General features: G+C 66.7%; 16 protein-coding genes. 13 read left to right on the top strand and 3 right to left on the bottom strand.

Annotated elements, in window-relative coordinates; translation table 11 throughout:
* Together ACODS2_RS14535 and ACODS2_RS14530 are read right to left on the bottom strand one after the other, a co-directional pair.
* Nucleotides 1-207 carry a YnbE family lipoprotein gene (locus ACODS2_RS14535; RefSeq protein ID WP_488999476.1) on the bottom strand — a complete coding sequence of 69 codons (207 nt, stop codon included), beginning with the start codon at nt 205-207 and terminating at the stop codon, nt 1-3.
* A gap of 56 nt (nt 208-263) precedes the next feature.
* Entirely contained in the window at nt 264-3,482 is a 3,219-nt protein-coding gene (locus tag ACODS2_RS14530) for an intermembrane phospholipid transport protein YdbH family protein (RefSeq protein ID WP_488999475.1), read from the bottom strand.
* An 83-nt stretch (nt 3,483-3,565) separates the two neighbouring features.
* Between ACODS2_RS14530 and radC the strand changes: the two genes are divergently transcribed.
* The 13 genes from radC (at nt 3,566) to ACODS2_RS14465 (ending at nt 14,484) form a co-directional block, all read left to right on the top strand.
* Nucleotides 3,566-4,309 carry a RadC family protein gene (radC, locus tag ACODS2_RS14525; RefSeq protein ID WP_488999474.1) on the top strand — a complete coding sequence of 248 codons (744 nt, stop codon included), beginning with the start codon at nt 3,566-3,568 and terminating at the stop codon, nt 4,307-4,309.
* Nucleotides 4,309-5,013 carry an NRDE family protein gene (locus tag ACODS2_RS14520; protein ID WP_488999473.1) on the top strand — a complete coding sequence of 235 codons (705 nt, stop codon included), beginning with the start codon at nt 4,309-4,311 and terminating at the stop codon, nt 5,011-5,013. Before radC ends, ACODS2_RS14520 begins: the two co-directional genes overlap by 1 nt.
* Nucleotides 5,014-5,086: 73 nt before the next feature.
* Nucleotides 5,087-6,400, top strand: a complete 1,314-nt coding sequence (gene purB / locus ACODS2_RS14515) for an adenylosuccinate lyase (RefSeq protein WP_488999472.1) — start codon at nt 5,087-5,089, stop codon at nt 6,398-6,400.
* 151 nt (nt 6,401-6,551) lie between these two features.
* Entirely contained in the window at nt 6,552-6,848 is a 297-nt protein-coding gene (locus tag ACODS2_RS14510) for a DUF1049 domain-containing protein (protein WP_488999471.1), read from the top strand.
* Nucleotides 6,845-7,519: an orotidine-5'-phosphate decarboxylase gene (gene pyrF, locus ACODS2_RS14505; protein WP_292941178.1), complete on the top strand. Its 675-nt coding sequence runs from the start codon at nt 6,845-6,847 to the stop codon at nt 7,517-7,519. The genes ACODS2_RS14510 and pyrF overlap by 4 nt, the downstream gene beginning before the upstream one ends.
* Before the next feature lie 8 nt (nt 7,520-7,527).
* Complete coding sequence (locus tag ACODS2_RS14500; RefSeq protein ID WP_488999470.1) at nt 7,528-8,031, top strand: GNAT family N-acetyltransferase; 504 nt, start codon at nt 7,528-7,530, stop codon at nt 8,029-8,031.
* An 80-nt stretch (nt 8,032-8,111) separates the two neighbouring features.
* Entirely contained in the window at nt 8,112-8,882 is a 771-nt protein-coding gene (locus tag ACODS2_RS14495) for an SIMPL domain-containing protein (RefSeq protein WP_488999469.1), read from the top strand.
* Nucleotides 8,883-9,023: 141 nt separating this feature from the next.
* Nucleotides 9,024-9,668 (top strand): phosphoribosylanthranilate isomerase, encoded by a 645-nt coding sequence (locus ACODS2_RS14490; RefSeq protein WP_488999468.1) that lies wholly within the window; start codon nt 9,024-9,026, stop codon nt 9,666-9,668.
* 58 nt (nt 9,669-9,726) lie between these two features.
* Nucleotides 9,727-10,941: a tryptophan synthase subunit beta gene (gene trpB, locus ACODS2_RS14485; RefSeq protein ID WP_488999467.1), complete on the top strand. Its 1,215-nt coding sequence runs from the start codon at nt 9,727-9,729 to the stop codon at nt 10,939-10,941.
* Nucleotides 10,942-11,001: 60 nt separating this feature from the next.
* On the top strand, nt 11,002-11,391 hold the full coding sequence (locus ACODS2_RS14480; protein ID WP_488999466.1) for an endonuclease domain-containing protein: 390 nt from the start codon (nt 11,002-11,004) through the stop codon (nt 11,389-11,391).
* Nucleotides 11,388-12,188, top strand: a complete 801-nt coding sequence (gene trpA / locus ACODS2_RS14475) for a tryptophan synthase subunit alpha (RefSeq protein ID WP_488999465.1) — start codon at nt 11,388-11,390, stop codon at nt 12,186-12,188. Before ACODS2_RS14480 ends, trpA begins: the two co-directional genes overlap by 4 nt.
* Nucleotides 12,185-13,033 carry an acetyl-CoA carboxylase, carboxyltransferase subunit beta gene (gene accD / locus ACODS2_RS14470; protein ID WP_488999464.1) on the top strand — a complete coding sequence of 283 codons (849 nt, stop codon included), beginning with the start codon at nt 12,185-12,187 and terminating at the stop codon, nt 13,031-13,033. The genes trpA and accD overlap by 4 nt, the downstream gene beginning before the upstream one ends.
* 143 nt (nt 13,034-13,176) lie before the next feature.
* Complete coding sequence (locus ACODS2_RS14465; protein ID WP_488999463.1) at nt 13,177-14,484, top strand: bifunctional folylpolyglutamate synthase/dihydrofolate synthase; 1,308 nt, start codon at nt 13,177-13,179, stop codon at nt 14,482-14,484.
* Between the two features lie 194 nt (nt 14,485-14,678).
* Here ACODS2_RS14465 and ACODS2_RS14460 read toward each other — a convergent pair whose 3' ends face one another.
* Nucleotides 14,679-16,388 (bottom strand): AmpG family muropeptide MFS transporter, encoded by a 1,710-nt coding sequence (locus ACODS2_RS14460; protein ID WP_488999462.1) that lies wholly within the window; start codon nt 16,386-16,388, stop codon nt 14,679-14,681.
* Nucleotides 16,389-16,438 lie beyond the last annotated feature (50 nt).

Below are 16,438 nucleotides of genomic sequence, written 5' to 3'. Positions count from 1 at the left end.
TCAGAAAATGTCCTTGTTCTTGTCGATCGTCTGGCTGGCATCCCCGGCCAGGCGATAGACCACTTCCTGCTTGATGTTGATGTTGAGCTCGATGACGATCGGCTTGTCGGGCGCTTTCACGGTTATGCAGCCCGCCGTCAGCATCGAGCCTGCCACCATCACGGCCGCGAGGCACAATTGCCGCAGTCGTCTGCCTGTCCCAGCCATTCTGTTATGCCCCTCACCTTGGATGGGCCACTTGGTTGCAGGGTTGCTGACCAACGTCAATTGCTGGGTCCTTTTGGCTTGGTGCTGCTGACTTGGGGCTGAACGCCGCTTGCAGGTGGCTGCAAGGTTCCCGGCGCCAAGGTTCCCGGCGTCAAAGTTCCCGGCAGGCCACGAAACGCCCCCGGCGGCGGCTGCGGGTTCATCGAACTGATCAGGCTATAGAACGGCGCATGGATGTTGACGTTGAACTGGATCGGCACGCGCGAGACCTGCCGGGTGATGAAGTTCTGCTTGGTGTCCTTGCCCTGCTTGATCCCGGAGAACTCGACCCGCGTGATGACATCGCCCGCGAGGTTGCCGTCCATCCCGATCGTCATGCTCGAATAATCAAGCGATTTCAGCGCATCGAACGCGAAGTTCGCCATGGTCGAGAGGTCCTTGTAGGATAGCGCGCCGACATAGGACACTGTGCCGCCCGGAGGCCGCGAGACCAGCTGTCCGCCCGTGATGCGCCCGCCATTGGCATCGAATTCAAGCGGCAGGTGGCCATCGAAGACACCGGTTGCGGAAAGGTTCGCCAGTTCCATCCGCTCAAGGAACTTGGCCGCATCGATCCCTTCCATCTCGATCCGGAAGCGGCGCGGCTCGTTCACCGTCATGCGCAGGTCGCCCGGCGCCAGCTTCAACTTGCCGCCAAGGAACGGCCATATCCCGCTATTGATGCGCACGACCTGCTCGGGCAGCAGTTCGATATCGACGACACCGTCGGTCACTTCGATCCCCGGATTGGCCGAAGCCACGTGCAGGGTCTGGTGCGGTGCGGTGACCATGCCGATCAGATCGGTGAAGACCAGTATGCCGGAAATGCCCTTTACCGGGCCAAACGCGGCGGAGAAATCAAGGTCTTCGGTGCCGAAGCTGCCAGAACTTGTCACGCGTTCGGCGGTCCAGTCGACCACGCCCTTGCCGCGCACCGTCCCTTCGGCATCGGCGACGACGCCGCGGAACTGCGGCGCCAGATCGCGCAACTGCAGCCCGCCGACCTTGCCGGGCACGATCTTGCCCTTGTCGAACACCAGCCCATCTACCGCGAGATCGGCATGACCGCGCGCGGTGGCGAGATCGTGGCGGACGGCCACCCGCAGCACCTCGCGCCGCGAATCCGGCTCCCGCAGCAGGGCCTGCGCAGTTATGCGGTTGTCCTTGAGCGTCAGAACCGCGCTTTCCCCCGCCAGCGTCTTGAACCGCGCCGGCGCAAACCGGTCGGCGGCGGCGAAGCGCACGCCGCTCAGCGTCAGCACCCCGTCCGCAAAGCGCCAGTCGCCCGCGGCTCCGCTCATGTCGATCGGCACGGCGGCGAGCTTGGCGTCCACGCCGTCAAACGTGCCGGTAAAGTCCCGGCCCAGCCGCGCCACCAGATTGACGAGGCGCAGCCGCGTCGCCGTATCCCCCGGCCCCAGCACTACGTCCGCGCCGCGAACCGTCAGCGTGCCGGGCCATGCAAGGCCTACCGGCCCCGTGTTCAGCAGCAGAGGGGTCTCGCCCAGCCGCCCGCTCAGCGCGAGCGCATTGATGCCGAGCGCGGCCTTCAGCCCCTGCGGACCATAGCGCACGATAGCCTGTCCGCCCGCTGGACAGATCGTCAGCTGCCGCTTGTCGAGCGTGAGCGCGCTCAGTTGCAGGCTGGCGAATGACGGCGTCACGCAGCGCGGCCACAGCGCGAGATCGCCGCGCGGCCCGATCGTGCCCGCAATCGGCAGGGTCAGCCCCCTCACCGCGCCGCCCGGGATGCCCCCCGAAGCCAGCGCCGTGCCGGCAAAGCTGAGCGATCCGCCCGGCCCTTGCGCGATCTCGAGCAGGGGCAGCGCCAGCATGTCTGCCCCGGCGCGATATTCGGCCATACGCAGCTTGAGCGCCGGGCGTCCGCCCGCGCCAGGCTCCATGCGCCCGGTGATCGGCGGCAGACCTTCGCCCGCCATCACGAAATTGCCGGTAAGCGTGGGCAGCTTTTCTGGTTCCGAGGCGACCTGCAGGCGCGAAACCGAAAGCAGCACCGCGCCGCTCCCGCCGCGCAGCACCGCGCTTGGCGCAACAAGGCTGAAGCGCGCCCCATCGCGGCGCAGCGCGATATCGCCGGCCAGGCGGCTACCGCGTTCCTCGCGGCCCAGCGCGCTGCGCAGGCGGGCGAGCAGCGGCGCGGCCAGCGTGCCTTTCGCCGCCGCTTGCGCCCCTGCCAGCGCCTTTTCGCTCGCGGCCCCGCGCGCAAGGTTACGGCCGGAAACCGCACCCCGGAAGACGAGGCTCTCCCCGCCCCCTTTCATATCGAGATCGCCGTCGATACCGAGCGAGCCCGCCGTCAGGCTCGCCGTGCGCACGCCTTGCGCCTCGCTCAGCACATGGCCGCGCAGTTCGCCCAGCTTGAAGGCCAGTGCACCGCCCAGCGTGAGGCGTGCGGCAGTCATGCCCGGCGCGGCCAGCGCGCCCGCTTCCAGCTTGCCCTTGATGGTCGCGCCGCCGAGGTCCTTGTCCCCCGACACGTCAAGCGCCAGTGCCGATGGACCTGCGGCAAGATCCTTCCCGCAGGTCAGCCCGGCAAGCCGCACCGGCCCCGCAAAGCGCGGCCGGCCGTCCGCTACCGAAACTGTGCCATAGCCCGTCAGCCGCTCGCCGCTGCATCCGCCCGCCGCCACGCCGGGCATGATCGCGGCCATCGTTCCCTTGAACCCGTCTGCCAGATTGCCCGCGCCATCGGCCTTCACGGCAAGGCGGCCAAAGTCGGTTTCCAGCAATGCGCGGCCATCGACGATCCGGAGATCAAGATCGGGCAGCCCCGGCGCCGTGCCGGAGGGCGCATTGGCCAGCACCATCCTGTCGAGCGCGCCGAAGCTCAGGTGGCCTTGCCGATATGCCCCGTAAAGCCTTGGCTGTTCGAGAATGATCTGCCCGATGCGTGGCCCCAGCAGGCCATAGGACAGGCGGATTTCGGCGCGCGCGATGGTGAGGTCGGGATGCGCCGGATCGCCGATCACGATGTTCTTCAGGATTTGCCGATCCGCGCCGATGCCCTCGATCGCATAGCGACCGGGCAGGCCCATTTGCGCCAGCTGCCTGTCGATCAGGCCGCCTGCAATCTGCTCGCGCGCAGACCACAGCCCAATGGCCAGCGCGGCGAGAGCCCCGGCGGAGACCAGCGCAATCCTGCGACGCTTGGCGCTGCGCGGTGCCCCAGGCTTGCCATCCGGCGATTCGTTCAGAGGCGCGGTCTCGTCCGGCATTGCCCGCCTTGTTGCCCAGCAGGCGGGCGGACGCAATGCCGCCGCTTGCGCCCTGCCGCCCGCGCGGGCAAAGTCTGCGCGTGATGGACGAACCGCCCAGCCTCTTTCCCCAGCCCGGTCGCGACAAGTCGGAGAAGGACCGGGTGCGCGAGGCCGGGCTCGATCCGTCCGGCCACCGTGCCCGCCTCAGGAAACGCCTGCTCGAAGGCGGCGACGATGCGCTCGGCGATCACGAGGTGATCGAATATCTGTTGATGACCGCCATCCCCCGGCAGGATGTGAAACCCCACGCGCGTATGCTGCTCCAGCGCTTCGGCAGCCTTGCCGGTGTGCTCAACGCGGATGCGCAAACTCTGATGGGTGTGTCTGGGATCAAGGACGCCGCCGCCGCCGCCCTCAAGATCGTCGGCATTTCCGCGCGCCGCCTCGCCCGGCAGACCGTCCGCGAAGAGCCGGTCCTTTCCAGCTGGCAGGCCCTGCTCGATTACCTCCACATCGATATGGCGCACCTCAACCACGAACGCGTCCGCGTACTCTATCTCAACACGCAAAACCGCCTGATCCTCGATCAGATCGTCAGTGACGGCACGCTCGACGAATCCGCGATCTACACGCGCGAGATCATCGCAAAGGCCATGGCCATCGGCGCAGCCGCACTGATCCTTGTCCACAATCACCCCTCCGGCAGCCCGGAGCCCAGCCGCGCCGACATCCAGATCACCCACAAGATCATCGAAGCCGGGCGCCTGCTGGGGATTACCGTCCACGATCATGTGATCATCGGGCGGCAGGGCCATGTCAGCCTGAAGGCGAAGGGCCTGATCTGATGTGCGTTGCCGCTGCCGCCTTCCGCGCGCATCCGCGCTGGCGCCTCGTCGTGATCGGCAACCGCGATGAGTTCCACGAACGCCCAACCGCGCCCCTGGCGGAGTGGGAAAGCGGCGTCATCGCCGGACGCGATCTGCAAGCCGGCGGCACCTGGCTCGGCGTCAACGCTGCCGGGCGCGCCGCGCTGGTCACCAACTTGCGCGTCGAGGGTTATCCGCAGCCCCACCTCGCCTCGCGCGGCGCACTGGTGACGGACTGGCTGGCGGGCCGCGAACCCGCCGCGCCCGAAACCATGAACCCGTTCAACCTGTTCATGGCCGAACCTGAGAGCGCGTGGCATCTCACCAACCACCCCCGGCCGCAGCGCCGCGCGCTTGCGCCCGGCATCCACGGCCTCTCCAACGGCCCGCACCACGCGCCCTGGGCCAAGACCCGCGCGCTCGAAGCCGCACTGGGCGCATGGCTGGAGATGGGTGAAGACGATCCCGCCGCGCTCTTCGCCGCGCTCGCGGATCGCACCGAACTGCCCGGCGAAGGCCCGGACCCGCGCTTCTCCGGCGTATTCATCCGCAATCCGCTCTACGGCACCCGCTGCTCGACCGTGCTCACCATCGCGGCAGACGGAGCCGCGCGCATCATCGAGCGCCGATTCGATGCCGCAGGCCAGACCACGGGCGAGACCGACCTCAGCTTCACCGCCTGACCCGCGCCCTCTTGCCTTCCGCCACCCTCCCTCCTAGCGGCAACCCCAACAAACCGCGCTTGAGGAGTCGTCCATGGTCCCCCGTTATGCCCGCCCCGCGATGACCGCGATCTGGGAACCGGAGGCGCGCTATCGCATCTGGTTCGAGATCGAGGCCCATGCGACCGAGAAGCTGGGCGAACTCGGCGTGGTCCCGCCCTCCGCCGCCAAGGCGCTGTGGGACTGGTGGGCGACGAACCCCAAGATCGACGTCGCCGCGATCGACGCGATCGAAGCCGTGACCAAGCACGATGTCATCGCCTTCCTCGATTGGGTGGCCAAGGAAGTCGGCCCCGAAGCCCGCTTCATGCATCAGGGCATGACCAGCTCCGACGTGCTCGATACCACCCTCAACGTCCAGCTCACGCAGGCCGCCGATATCCTTATCGCCGACCTTGACGCGCTGCTGGAGGCGATCAAGCGCCGCGCGGTGGAGCACAAGTACACCCCCACCATCGGCCGCAGCCACGGCATTCATGCCGAGCCGACCACCTTCGGGCTCAAACTGGCGCAGGCCTATGCCGAATTCGCCCGTTGCCGCGCGCGCCTCGTTGCCGCCCGCGCCGAAGTCGCCACTTGCGCCATCTCGGGTGCGGTCGGCACTTTCGCCAATATCGATCCGGCGGTCGAAGCCCATGTCGCCGAAAAGCTGGGCCTCGCAGTCGAGCCCGTCTCCACGCAGGTCATCCCGCGCGATCGCCATGCGATGTTCTTCGCCGTCCTCGGCGTCGTGGCCAGCAGCATCGAACGCCTCGCCACCGAAGTGCGCCACTTGCAGCGCACCGAAGTGCTGGAAGCGGAGGAATACTTCTCGCCCGGCCAGAAGGGTTCTTCGGCCATGCCGCACAAGCGCAACCCGGTGCTCACCGAGAATCTCACCGGCCTCGCTCGCGTCGTCCGCTCCGCCGTCACCCCCGCGCTCGAAAATGTCGCGCTGTGGCACGAGCGCGATATCTCGCACTCCTCGGTCGAGCGGTACATCGGGCCGGACGCGACGATCACGCTCGATTTCGCGCTCGCCCGCCTCACTTCGGTGATCGACAAGCTGCTCGTCTATCCCGAGCGCATGCAGAAGAACCTCGATCGCATGGGCGGCCTCGTCCATTCGCAGCGCGTTCTGCTCGCGCTCACGCAGGCTGGCCTGACGCGCGATGATTCCTACCGCCTCGTCCAGCGCAATGCGATGCAGGTCTGGCAGTCGGACGGCCAGCTCTCGCTGCTCGAACTGCTGAAAGCCGATCCCGAAGTCAGCGCGGTGATCAGCGCCAAGGACCTCGAGGACAAGTTCAACCTCGATTACCACTTCAAGGCTGTCGACACGATCTTCGCCCGCGTGTTCGGGGAGTAAGCCTGAGTTGATAGCCCTCTACCCTTCAGGGGAGAGGGTTGGGAGAGGGGAACGGACCGCCCGATGCCCCTCTCAACTTCGAGGTCTGGCCTTCCTCCGCAAAGCGCCCTAGCATGGATGCCAACGCGGCGGGGGCTGGGGACAAAGCCTGATGAAAGTGTTTCGTTCGATCCTGTGGCTGGTCATCGTGGCCGCGCTGGCCGCATTCTCCGCCGCCAACTGGCAACCGGTCGAACTCGTCGTGTGGCAGGGCCTCGTTCTCGATACCAAGCTGCCCGCGCTCGTGATCGGCGCGTTCCTCCTTGGCCTCGTCCCCATGTGGCTGATCCATCGCACCACGCGCTGGCGGCTCCAGCGCCGCATCGCCAATCTTGAAACCACGCTGGCCGGAAGCGCCTCGCTCTCCTCCACCCAGCTCGAAGCCCGGAAAGCAAGCGAAGCCTCATGAGCAATCCCGTCTATCTCGCGCTCGATCTCCCCCGCCTCGATGCCGCCATTGCGCTGGCGCAGAAGGTCAAGGGCCACATCGGCGGGGTGAAGCTCGGCCTCGAATTCTTCTGCGCGCATGGCCACCACGGCGTGCACGAAGTGGCCAAGCTCGGCCTGCCGATCTTCCTCGATCTCAAGCTGCACGACATTCCGAACACCGTCGCCGCCGCGATGCAGTCGATCCACGTGCTCGAACCCGCCATCGTCACGATTCACGCTGCGGGGGGGCGCGCAATGATGGAAGACGCCAAGGCCGCGGCGGGCGAGCATTGCAAGGTCGTCGCCGTCACCGTGCTCACCAGCCTCGATGACGACGACCTCGCCGGCGTCGGCGTCCCCGGCGGCGCGCACGATCAGGCGCTGCGGCTTGCCGATCTGGCGCAGGAAGCCGGGCTCGACGGTATCGTCTGCTCGGGCCACGAAGTCGGCGCGATCCACAAGCGCTGGAAGAACGGCTTCTTCGTCGTCCCCGGCCTCAGACCAGATACGGGTCATACCGCCGATCAGAAGCGCATCGTCACTCCCGGCGCCGCGCGGCGGGACGGCGCCAGCGTCCTCGTCATCGGCCGCCCGATCAGCCGTGCCGAAGACCCGGTCGCTGCCGCCCGCGCCATCGAGGCCACGCTCTGAACCGAGCCATGACGACCTACCGTATTGCGCAGCCTGCCGACGCGCCCGCGTTACGCGCCCTGATCGAGAGCGGCTACCGCGGCGACAGCGCCCGCAAGGGCTGGACCAACGAAGCGGACCTCCTCGGCGGCGACCGCACCACGCCCGCAGAAGTCGCCGCGATGGTCGCCGCACCCGAAAAGCGCGTGCTGCTTGCCGAACAGTGCGGCACACTCGTCGGCACGGTCACGATCACCGATCTCGGGCAGGGCCTCGCCTACATGGGCCTGCTCTGCATCGATCCCGAGCGCCAGGCCGGCGGCCTCGGCCGCGCTCTCGTCAGCGAAGTCGAACGGCTTGCCGTCCGCGAATTCGCCGCCACTCGCATGGAACTCATCGTCGTCGACGTGCGCGAGGAACTGATCGCGTGGTACGAACGGCGCGGCTACACCCGCACCGGAGAGCTGCGCCCCTTCCCGCTGCCGATGGACGTGCCCTTCCAGATGGTCGTGCTCGAACGGTCCATCTCCTGAAGCGCTCCTGTCATCGCGGTTCAGCCCCGCGAAAGCCCCCTCGCCCCACATGGGCGGCATATTCTCAAGGGGACCAACCGATGACGACTACCTCCACCTCGCTCCTGATGGCCGCCGCGCTTGCCGCTGGGTTCGCCGTTTCCGGGGCCGTCTCGCCCGCCATGGCGCAGGCCGTTTCACCCGCCCCCGTGGTCGCCCCCGGCAATGCCGTGCTCACGCTCAGCGCTGATGGCAAGTCGAGCCGCACGCCGGACCTCGCCGTGTTCAGCGCTGGCGTCACCACGCAGGCCAAGACCGCCGCTGCCGCGCTCTCCGAAAACGCCGACCGCATGAACGCGGTGATCACCGCGCTCAAGGCCTCGGGCATTGCCGAGCGCGACATCCAGACCAGCAACCTTTCGGTGAACCCGGTCTACGGCCAGCCGCGTGCGGATGCGAACGGCAACGTCAGCGGCGATCCGGTCATCATCGGCTATCAGGCCAACAACCAGGTCGAGGTCAAGCAGCGCAAGATCGGCAACTACGGCAAGACGATCGACACACTGGTGAACGCCGGCGCCAATCAGGTCAGCGGCCCCTCGTTCCAGCTCGACAACCCCGATACGGCAAGCGACGAAGCCCGGCTCGAAGCGATGAAAAAGGCCCGCGCGCGCGCTGAGCTCTATGCCAAGGCGGCTGGCCTCACCGTCAAGCGCATCCTCACCATCAGCGAAAGCGGCGGCTATGCCCCCCAGCCGATGGTGATGTACGCCCGCGCCGAAAAGGCGATGGCCGGCGCCCCCAGCCCCATCGCAGCAGGCGAAGTGCAGGTGGCTGCGAATGTGACGGTGACGTTCGAACTGGGGCAGTAAGACACCCAAGACCTCGTCATTGCGAGCGCAGCGAAGCAATCCAGAGCGGCACGCACAACCGCTCTGGATTGCTTCGTCGCTCCGCTCCTCGCAATGACGAAGAGGTGGACAGACCGCATATCCAACCCCTATCCGCACCTCATGCCCGCCCCCCAAATCAAGATCTGCGGCCTCACAACCCCCGTCGCCCTCGAAGCGACGATCGCCGCGCACGCCGATTATGCGGGCCTCGTGATATTTCCGGCCAGCGCGCGCCACCTCGCGCTCAAGGATGCGGCAGCACTCGGCGCTCGTGCCGCGGGCCGGATCAAGCTCGTCGGCCTCTTCGTCGATGCCGCAGAAAGCCTGATCGCCGAAGTCGTCGCCGCCGTGGAGCTCGATGTGATCCAGCTCCACGGCAAGGAAGACCCAGCCCGCGTCGCCGCGATCCGCGCCGCTTTCGGCAAGCCGGTGTGGAAAGCCACCGCCGTCTCGACCGCTGCGGACATCGCCCGCGCTGAAACCTTCGCGGGCGCCGCCGATCTCGTCCTGTTCGATGCCAAGCCCCCCAAAGGCGCCGCAATACCCGGCGGCCTCGGCCTCGTGTTCGATTGGACCCTGCTCGCAGGCTACAAGGCCCCGCTCCCCTGGGGCCTCGCCGGCGGCCTCTCCCCCGCCAACGTCTCCGAAGCCGTCCGCGTAACACAGGCCCCGCTGGTCGACGTCTCCTCCGGCGTCGAATCTGCGCCCGGCGTGAAGGACGATGCCCTCATCACTCAGTTCTGCAAGGCTGCCCGCGCCGCCTGACCTTCCCTTAAGCCCACGAATCTGGACAAGCGCGCGCCCCTCTGCCAAGCGAGGCGCCATGAACGCGCCCATCCCCAACAGCTTCCGCAACCAGCCTGACGCACAGGGCCACTTCGGCCAGTTCGGCGGCCGCTATGTCGCCGAAACGCTGATGCCGCTGATCCTCGATCTGGAAGCGGAATATCGCAAGGCCAAGGCCGATCCCGCCTTCCATGCCGAATTCGACGATCTCCTCGAACACTACGTAGGCCGCCCCAGCCCGCTCTATTTCGCACCGCGCCTCACCGAGGAACTGGGCGGCGCGCAAGTCTGGTTCAAGCGCGACGAGCTCAATCACACCGGCGCGCACAAGATCAACAACTGCATCGGCCAGATCCTCCTCGCCATCCGCATGGGCAAGACGCGGATCATCGCGGAAACCGGCGCGGGGCAGCACGGCGTCGCCACCGCCACCGTCTGCGCGCGCTTTGGCCTGCCCTGCGTGATCTTCATGGGCGCGACGGACGTGGCGCGCCAGGCACCCAACGTGTTCCGCATGAAGCTCCTCGGCGCCGAAGTCGTCCCCGTCACCGCCGGTGCCGCGACGCTTAAGGACGCGATGAACGAGGCGCTGCGCGATTGGGTCGCCAACGTCCACAACACCTTCTACATCATCGGCACCGCCGCTGGCCCGCACCCCTATCCGGAGCTCGTCCGCGATTTTCAGAGCGTGATCGGCAAGGAAGCCCGCGCCCAGATGCTGAGCCGCGTCGGCCGCCTGCCTGATCTCCTCGTCGCGGCCATCGGCGGCGGCAGCAATGCCATCGGCCTGTTCCACCCGTTCCTCGATGATCCCAGCGTCAAGATGATGGGCGTCGAAGCTGCGGGCCACGGGCTCGACCAGCTCCACGCCGCCAGCCTCGCGGGCGGGCGCCCCGGCGTGCTCCACGGCAACAAGACCTACCTCCTGCAGGACGAGGACGGCCAGATCCTCGAGGGCCACTCGATCTCGGCGGGCCTCGATTATCCCGGCATCGGCCCCGAACACGCCTGGCTCAAGGAAACGGGCCGCGTCGAATACACCTCGGTAACCGACACCGAAGCGCTCGATGGCTTCCAGCTGCTCTGCCGCACCGAAGGCATCATCCCCGCGCTGGAACCCGCCCACGCCATCGCCGCGGTCAAGAAGATCGCGCCGACCATGGACAAGGACGCAATCATCCTCGCCAACCTCTGCGGACGCGGCGACAAGGACATCTTCTCGGTCGCCGAGCATCTGGGGGTGAAGCTCTAAAAGGCCCTCTCCCCTTCAGGGGAGAGGGTTGGGAGAGGGGCAAAAAGGGGCAGAGGGGAAATGCGCGACGCGAAGCTCACGGGCCACGCCCGGGATAACCGCAAGCACATGACCGAACCCGAAACCCGCATGTGGCTGGCGCTGCGGGCCGAACGATTTGCAGGCATCAAGTTCCGGCGGCAAAAGGTGATTGGCAACTTCATTGCCGATTTCGCGGCCAACGAACCGAAGCTGGTGATCGAAATCGACGGTGGAACCCACGACGTCGATGATGCTCACGACGCGATGAGGACTCGCTTTCTGGAAGCGCAAGGCTATCGAGTCGTACGCTATTCGAATATTGACGTTATGCAGAATCTGGAGGGCGTTTTGATCCATCTGACCGGGGTGATTGCCGAGATGCTGCCCCCTCTCCCAACCCTCTCCCCTGAAGGGGAGAGGGCTCAGTGACGCGTTTGTCCGCCGCCTTCGCCAAGGGCCACCCCGCCCTCGTCTGCTTCGTCACCGCAGGTGATCCAACGCCCGCCGCCACGCCCGCGATCCTCGATGCGCTCGTCGAAGGCGGCGCCGATGTGATCGAGCTTGGCATGCCTTTCACCGATCCGATGGCCGATGGCCCGGCGATCCAGCGCGCCAATCTGCGCAGCCTTGCCGCCGGTACCAAGACCGCCGACATCCTGCAGATGGCCACCGATTTCCGCGCGCGCCACCCGGATGTGCCTTTGGTCCTCATGGGCTATGCCAACCCGATGATCACGCGCGGGCCGGAATGGTTCGCCGCCGAGGCCGCCAAGGCCGGGGTCGACGGGGTGATCTGCGTCGATATCCCGCCCGAGGAAGACGGCGAACTCGGCCCCTATCTGCGCAAGGCCGGGATCAGCCCGATCCGCCTCGCGACGCCGACAACCGACGCCGCGCGGCTGCCCGCCGTGCTCGAAGGCTCCTCGGGCTTCCTCTACTACGTGTCGGTCGCAGGCATCACCGGCAAGCAGTCCGCCGCGCTCGCATCCATCGAAGAGGCCGTCGACCGCATCAAGCAGACCGCCCAGATCCCCGTCGCCGTCGGCTTCGGCGTGCGCACGCCCGAGCAGGCCGGCCCCATTGCCCAGGTGGCAGACGGCGTCGTCGTCGGCTCCGCGCTGATCGACATCATCGCCGAGCACGGCGAAAACGCCGCCGGACCTGTACGCGATCTCGTTTCCGCGCTAGCCAAGGCCGTCCATTCGGCACGAAAGGTTGATGCATGAGCTGGCTAACCCGCGTCCGCAATTCGCTGCCGTTCTCGCCCAAGCGCGACACGCCGGACAACCTCTGGATCAAGTGCCCTTCGTGCAGCGAAATGCTGTTCACCAAGGAGTATGAGGAAAACCTCTCGGTCTGCCCGCGCTGCGATCACCACGGCCGCATCGGCGCGACGGAGCGCCTCACCCAGCTGCTCGACGCCGGGTTCGAGATCCTGCCCGCCCCCAAGGTGCGCGAAGACCCGCTCAAGTTCCGCGATACCAAGCGCTATACGGATCGCCTCAAGGCCGCCCGCGCCGCCAACCCGCTGCCTGATGCGCTAACCGCCGCGGTCGGCAAGATCGATGGCCACAAGGCCGTCGTCGGCGTGCAGGATTTCGGCTTCATGGGCGGCTCGATGGGCATGGCCGTGGGCGATGCCTTCATCGCCGCGACCGAGGCCGCCATCGCCAACAAGTGCCCCTTCATTGCCGTGACGGCGGCAGGCGGTGCGCGCATGCAGGAAGGCATCTTGAGCCTCATGCAGATGCCGCGCACCACCGTGGCCATCAATCGCATGCGCGCGGCGGGCCTGCCTTATATCGTCGTCCTCACCGATCCGACCACCGGCGGCGTTACTGCGAGCTACGCCATGCTCGGCGATATCCAGATTGCCGAACCCGGCGCCCTCATCGGCTTTGCCGGCCAGCGCGTGATCCAGGACACGATCCGCGAAAAGCTTCCCGAAGGCTTCCAGCGCGCCGAATACCTCCACGCGCACGGCATGATCGACATGGTCGTCAGCCGCCACATGCTGAAGGCCACCCTCGCCCGCACCATCGGCTACCTGATGGCCGCGCAGGCGGCGTAGACCCCTCCACCACCCGCTGACGCGGGCGGTCCCCCTCCCCGTTTGGGCTTCGCCAAAACAGGGAGGAACAAGAAAGGTCCTCCCCATTTTCGCGAAGTGCAAATGGGGAGGTGGCAGCGCGAAGCGCTGACGGAGGGGTAATCTTGCGCGACTTCGCCATTTCCGAAAACCAGCGCGTGCAGGCGCAGCTCGACCGTCTCGGCGCACTGTCCCTGCCCCAGGGTCGCCTCGGCCTCGATACCGTACGCGAGATCTGCGCGCGCCTCGGCAATCCGCAGCGCCGCCTGCCGCCGGTGTTCCACGTCGCGGGAACCAACGGCAAAGGCTCGACCTGCGCCTACTTGCGCGCCATCCTCGAAGCACAGGGCCTCGTGGTCCACACCGCCACCAAGCCGCACCTCGTGCGCTACAACGAACGCATCCGCATCGCCGGAAAACTCATCAGCGACGAAAGCCTCGCCGATCTCCTCGAACGCGTTCTCGATGCTGCCGAAGACCTTGGCCCCAGCTTCTTCGAAGTCACCACCGTCGCCACCTTCCTCGCCTTCGCCGAGACACCGGCAGACGCTTGCGTCATCGAAACCGGCCTCGGCGGCAGGCTGGACGCAACCAACGTCCTCGAAAACCCCGCCGTCTGCGGCATCGCTACCCTGGGCATCGACCACGAGTCCTTCCTGCTGGTGCCGGAGGAAGGCACACCCGCAGAGCCCCTTGCCCGCATCGCCTTCGAAAAAGCCAGCATCGCCAAGCCCGGCGCGCCGCTCGTGGTGCAAAGCTATGCCGCAAGCCCGCTCGCCAGCGTTCTCGCCACCGCGAGCCACATCGGCGCGCCCGTCCACCTGCGCGGCCGCGACTGGTGGGCCGAGGTTGGTGAAACCATCGAATATCGCGACTCCCACGGCACGCTCGAACTCCCGCTCCCTTCGCTGGTTGGCGCGCATCAGGCCGACAACGCCGCGCTCGCTATCGCCATGCTGCGCCACCAAAGCGTGGTCCCCGTCACCCCCGAAGCCATGGCCCAAGGCATCCGCGCCGCCCGCTGGCCCGCCCGCCTCCAGCGCCTTGGCTCAGGACCGCTCACCGCGCTCGCCGGTCAGCGCACCGTCTGGCTAGACGGCGGGCACAATCCCGATGCAGGCCAGGCCATCGCCCGCCACTTCACGGACAGCGCCCCGCTCCATCTCGTCATGGGCATGCTCACGAGCAAGGACCCCAGCGCCATCCTGCGCCCCCTTGCCGGCAAAGTCGCTTCGGTCTCCATCGTCCCCGCCCCCGGCCACGAAGCGCACACCCCGGCAGACTTCGCGCCATTCACCTCGCTGCGCGTGCACAGTTTCGCCAATGTGGCCGAAGCCCTCGCCGCGCTGCCGCCTGAAGGCGACGTATTGATCGCGGGTTCGCTCTACCTCGCGGGCGATGTGCTGAAGCGCAACGACGAAGCGCCGGACTGAACCGCAGCGCGAGCACCCTTCGACAAGCTCAGGGTGAGCGAGGTTTGTGATTGCGGAAAAACCAAGATTCGCTCGTCCTGAGCGGGGTTTGTGATTGTGAGAAAGACCAAGACGCGCTCATCCCGAGCAAGGTCTGGTTTACGAAGAGCCCAAGGCCCGCTCATCCCGAGCTTGTCGAAGGATCAGGCGCAACGTCAGACTTCGGTGGGAACAACCACCACCACCTCGCGGCTCACCCGCACCCATTCCAGACACACGAACAGCACCGCCACCAGCCCCGCCGCCGCCGTCCAGCGGAATACCGTCGCATAGCCGTAGAGATCGAACGCCTCCCCCGCGATCCCGCGCCCGAGCGAGCCGATCAGGAACGTCAGCGACGACATCAGCGCATATTGCACCGCCGTGTAGCGCTTGGAAACGATGCCGGAGAGATAGGCCACGAAGGCCGCCCCCGCGATGCCGGTGGAGATGTTCTCGAACGAAATCGCCAGCAGCAGCCGCACCATGCGCGGATCGAAGCCGAACAGCGCGAACAGCCAATGCAGCCCCAGCGTCTGCCCCACCGCATCGATATGCACCGCGCCCTCGGCCAGATCGGCATAGACGAAATTGCCCAGCATCGGCAGGATCGCGCCGATCAGGATCGTCGGCATCCGCCCCAGCCGCAGGAACAGATAGCCGCCCAGGCTGATCCCCGCGATCGTCATGAAAATACCAAAGAGCTTGGAGGCGAAGGCAACCTCGTCCTTCGAATAGTGCAGGAAATCAAGGTAGAACGGGAAGGCAAAACTCGACCACACATTGTAGCACAAGGTGTAGGTCAGGATCATGCCGATCACCACCAGCACCCCCCAGCCGAGCCGCGCCACCAGTTCGGCCAGCGGCGAAATCAAAGCAACATAGAGATGGTTCGCAGCCGTCCGCGCAGGGGAAACGCTGCGGTCAGGTTCGGTCAGCACCGCGCGGCCATTCCGCTTCAGCACATTGGTGGTCGCAGCTACCAGCAGCGGCACGGCCACCGTCGCCAGAACGATCAACGGGGCATATTCGCGCGTGAAATCGCCAACCGAGGGGTGCTTCTCGCCCGGCCCCAGCGGGCTCAGCATCGTCACCATGAAGCGGATGATTGTGCCGATGGCCCAGGCCCAGCTCGTGCCGACGATCAGCAGCGCCAGCCACCGCGCGCGTGGTTCCAGTTCACCCGGCTGCGCCAGTGCCTCGTGCAAGGTGCCCTGCTCGGGCCGCGGCGTATCGGGCGCGCGCAGGGTAACGATGCAGATCAACCCGATCAGCCCCGCCATCAGGCAATAGACCAGCGGCCACGACATGCGCCCCGCCAGCACCAGCGCCAGCGCGCCGCCGACAATCGAGGCAATCCGGTACCCGAACTGGTAGATCGAAGAGAGCAGCTCGACAGGCGTATCCGCGTCCGCCACATCGATCCGCCAGGCATCCACTGCCACGTCCTGCGTCGCCGAAGCCAGCGCGGCGAGGAAGGCGAACAGCGCAAAGGTGCCGATGGCATGCGCCGGATCGGTCGCGGCGAGGCCCGAAAAGCCCAACACCATCGTGATCTGGCACAGCAGGATCCAGCTCTTGCGCCGCCCCAGCGCCTCCAGCCCCGGCAGCGCCATGCGGTCCACCAGCGGCGACCACAGGAACTTGAACGAATAGGAAAGCCCGATCCATGAAAGCACGCCGATGGTCGCCAGATCGATCTTCACTTCGCCCAGCCAGGCATTGAGGGTGCCGATCAGCAGCGCGTAAGGCAGGCCGGACGAAAACCCGAAGCCCAGCATCGTGGCGGATTTGCGCGTCGCCAGCGCGATCATCAGCAGCCGAAAGCCCTTGGGGCGCGGCGGCTTCTCCGCTTCTGCTGTTGTCGATGCCCCGGTCGAAGCCATGCGAAACCCTTGTCCCCGCTTTCAATTTACCCTGCATGCTAAGCGGCAAA

The sequence above is a fragment of the Novosphingobium sp. FG137 genome, from assembly GCF_057809735.1.
The sequence above is the reverse complement of the archived record's forward strand: the minus strand, read 5'-3'. Positions and strand labels throughout refer to the sequence as shown.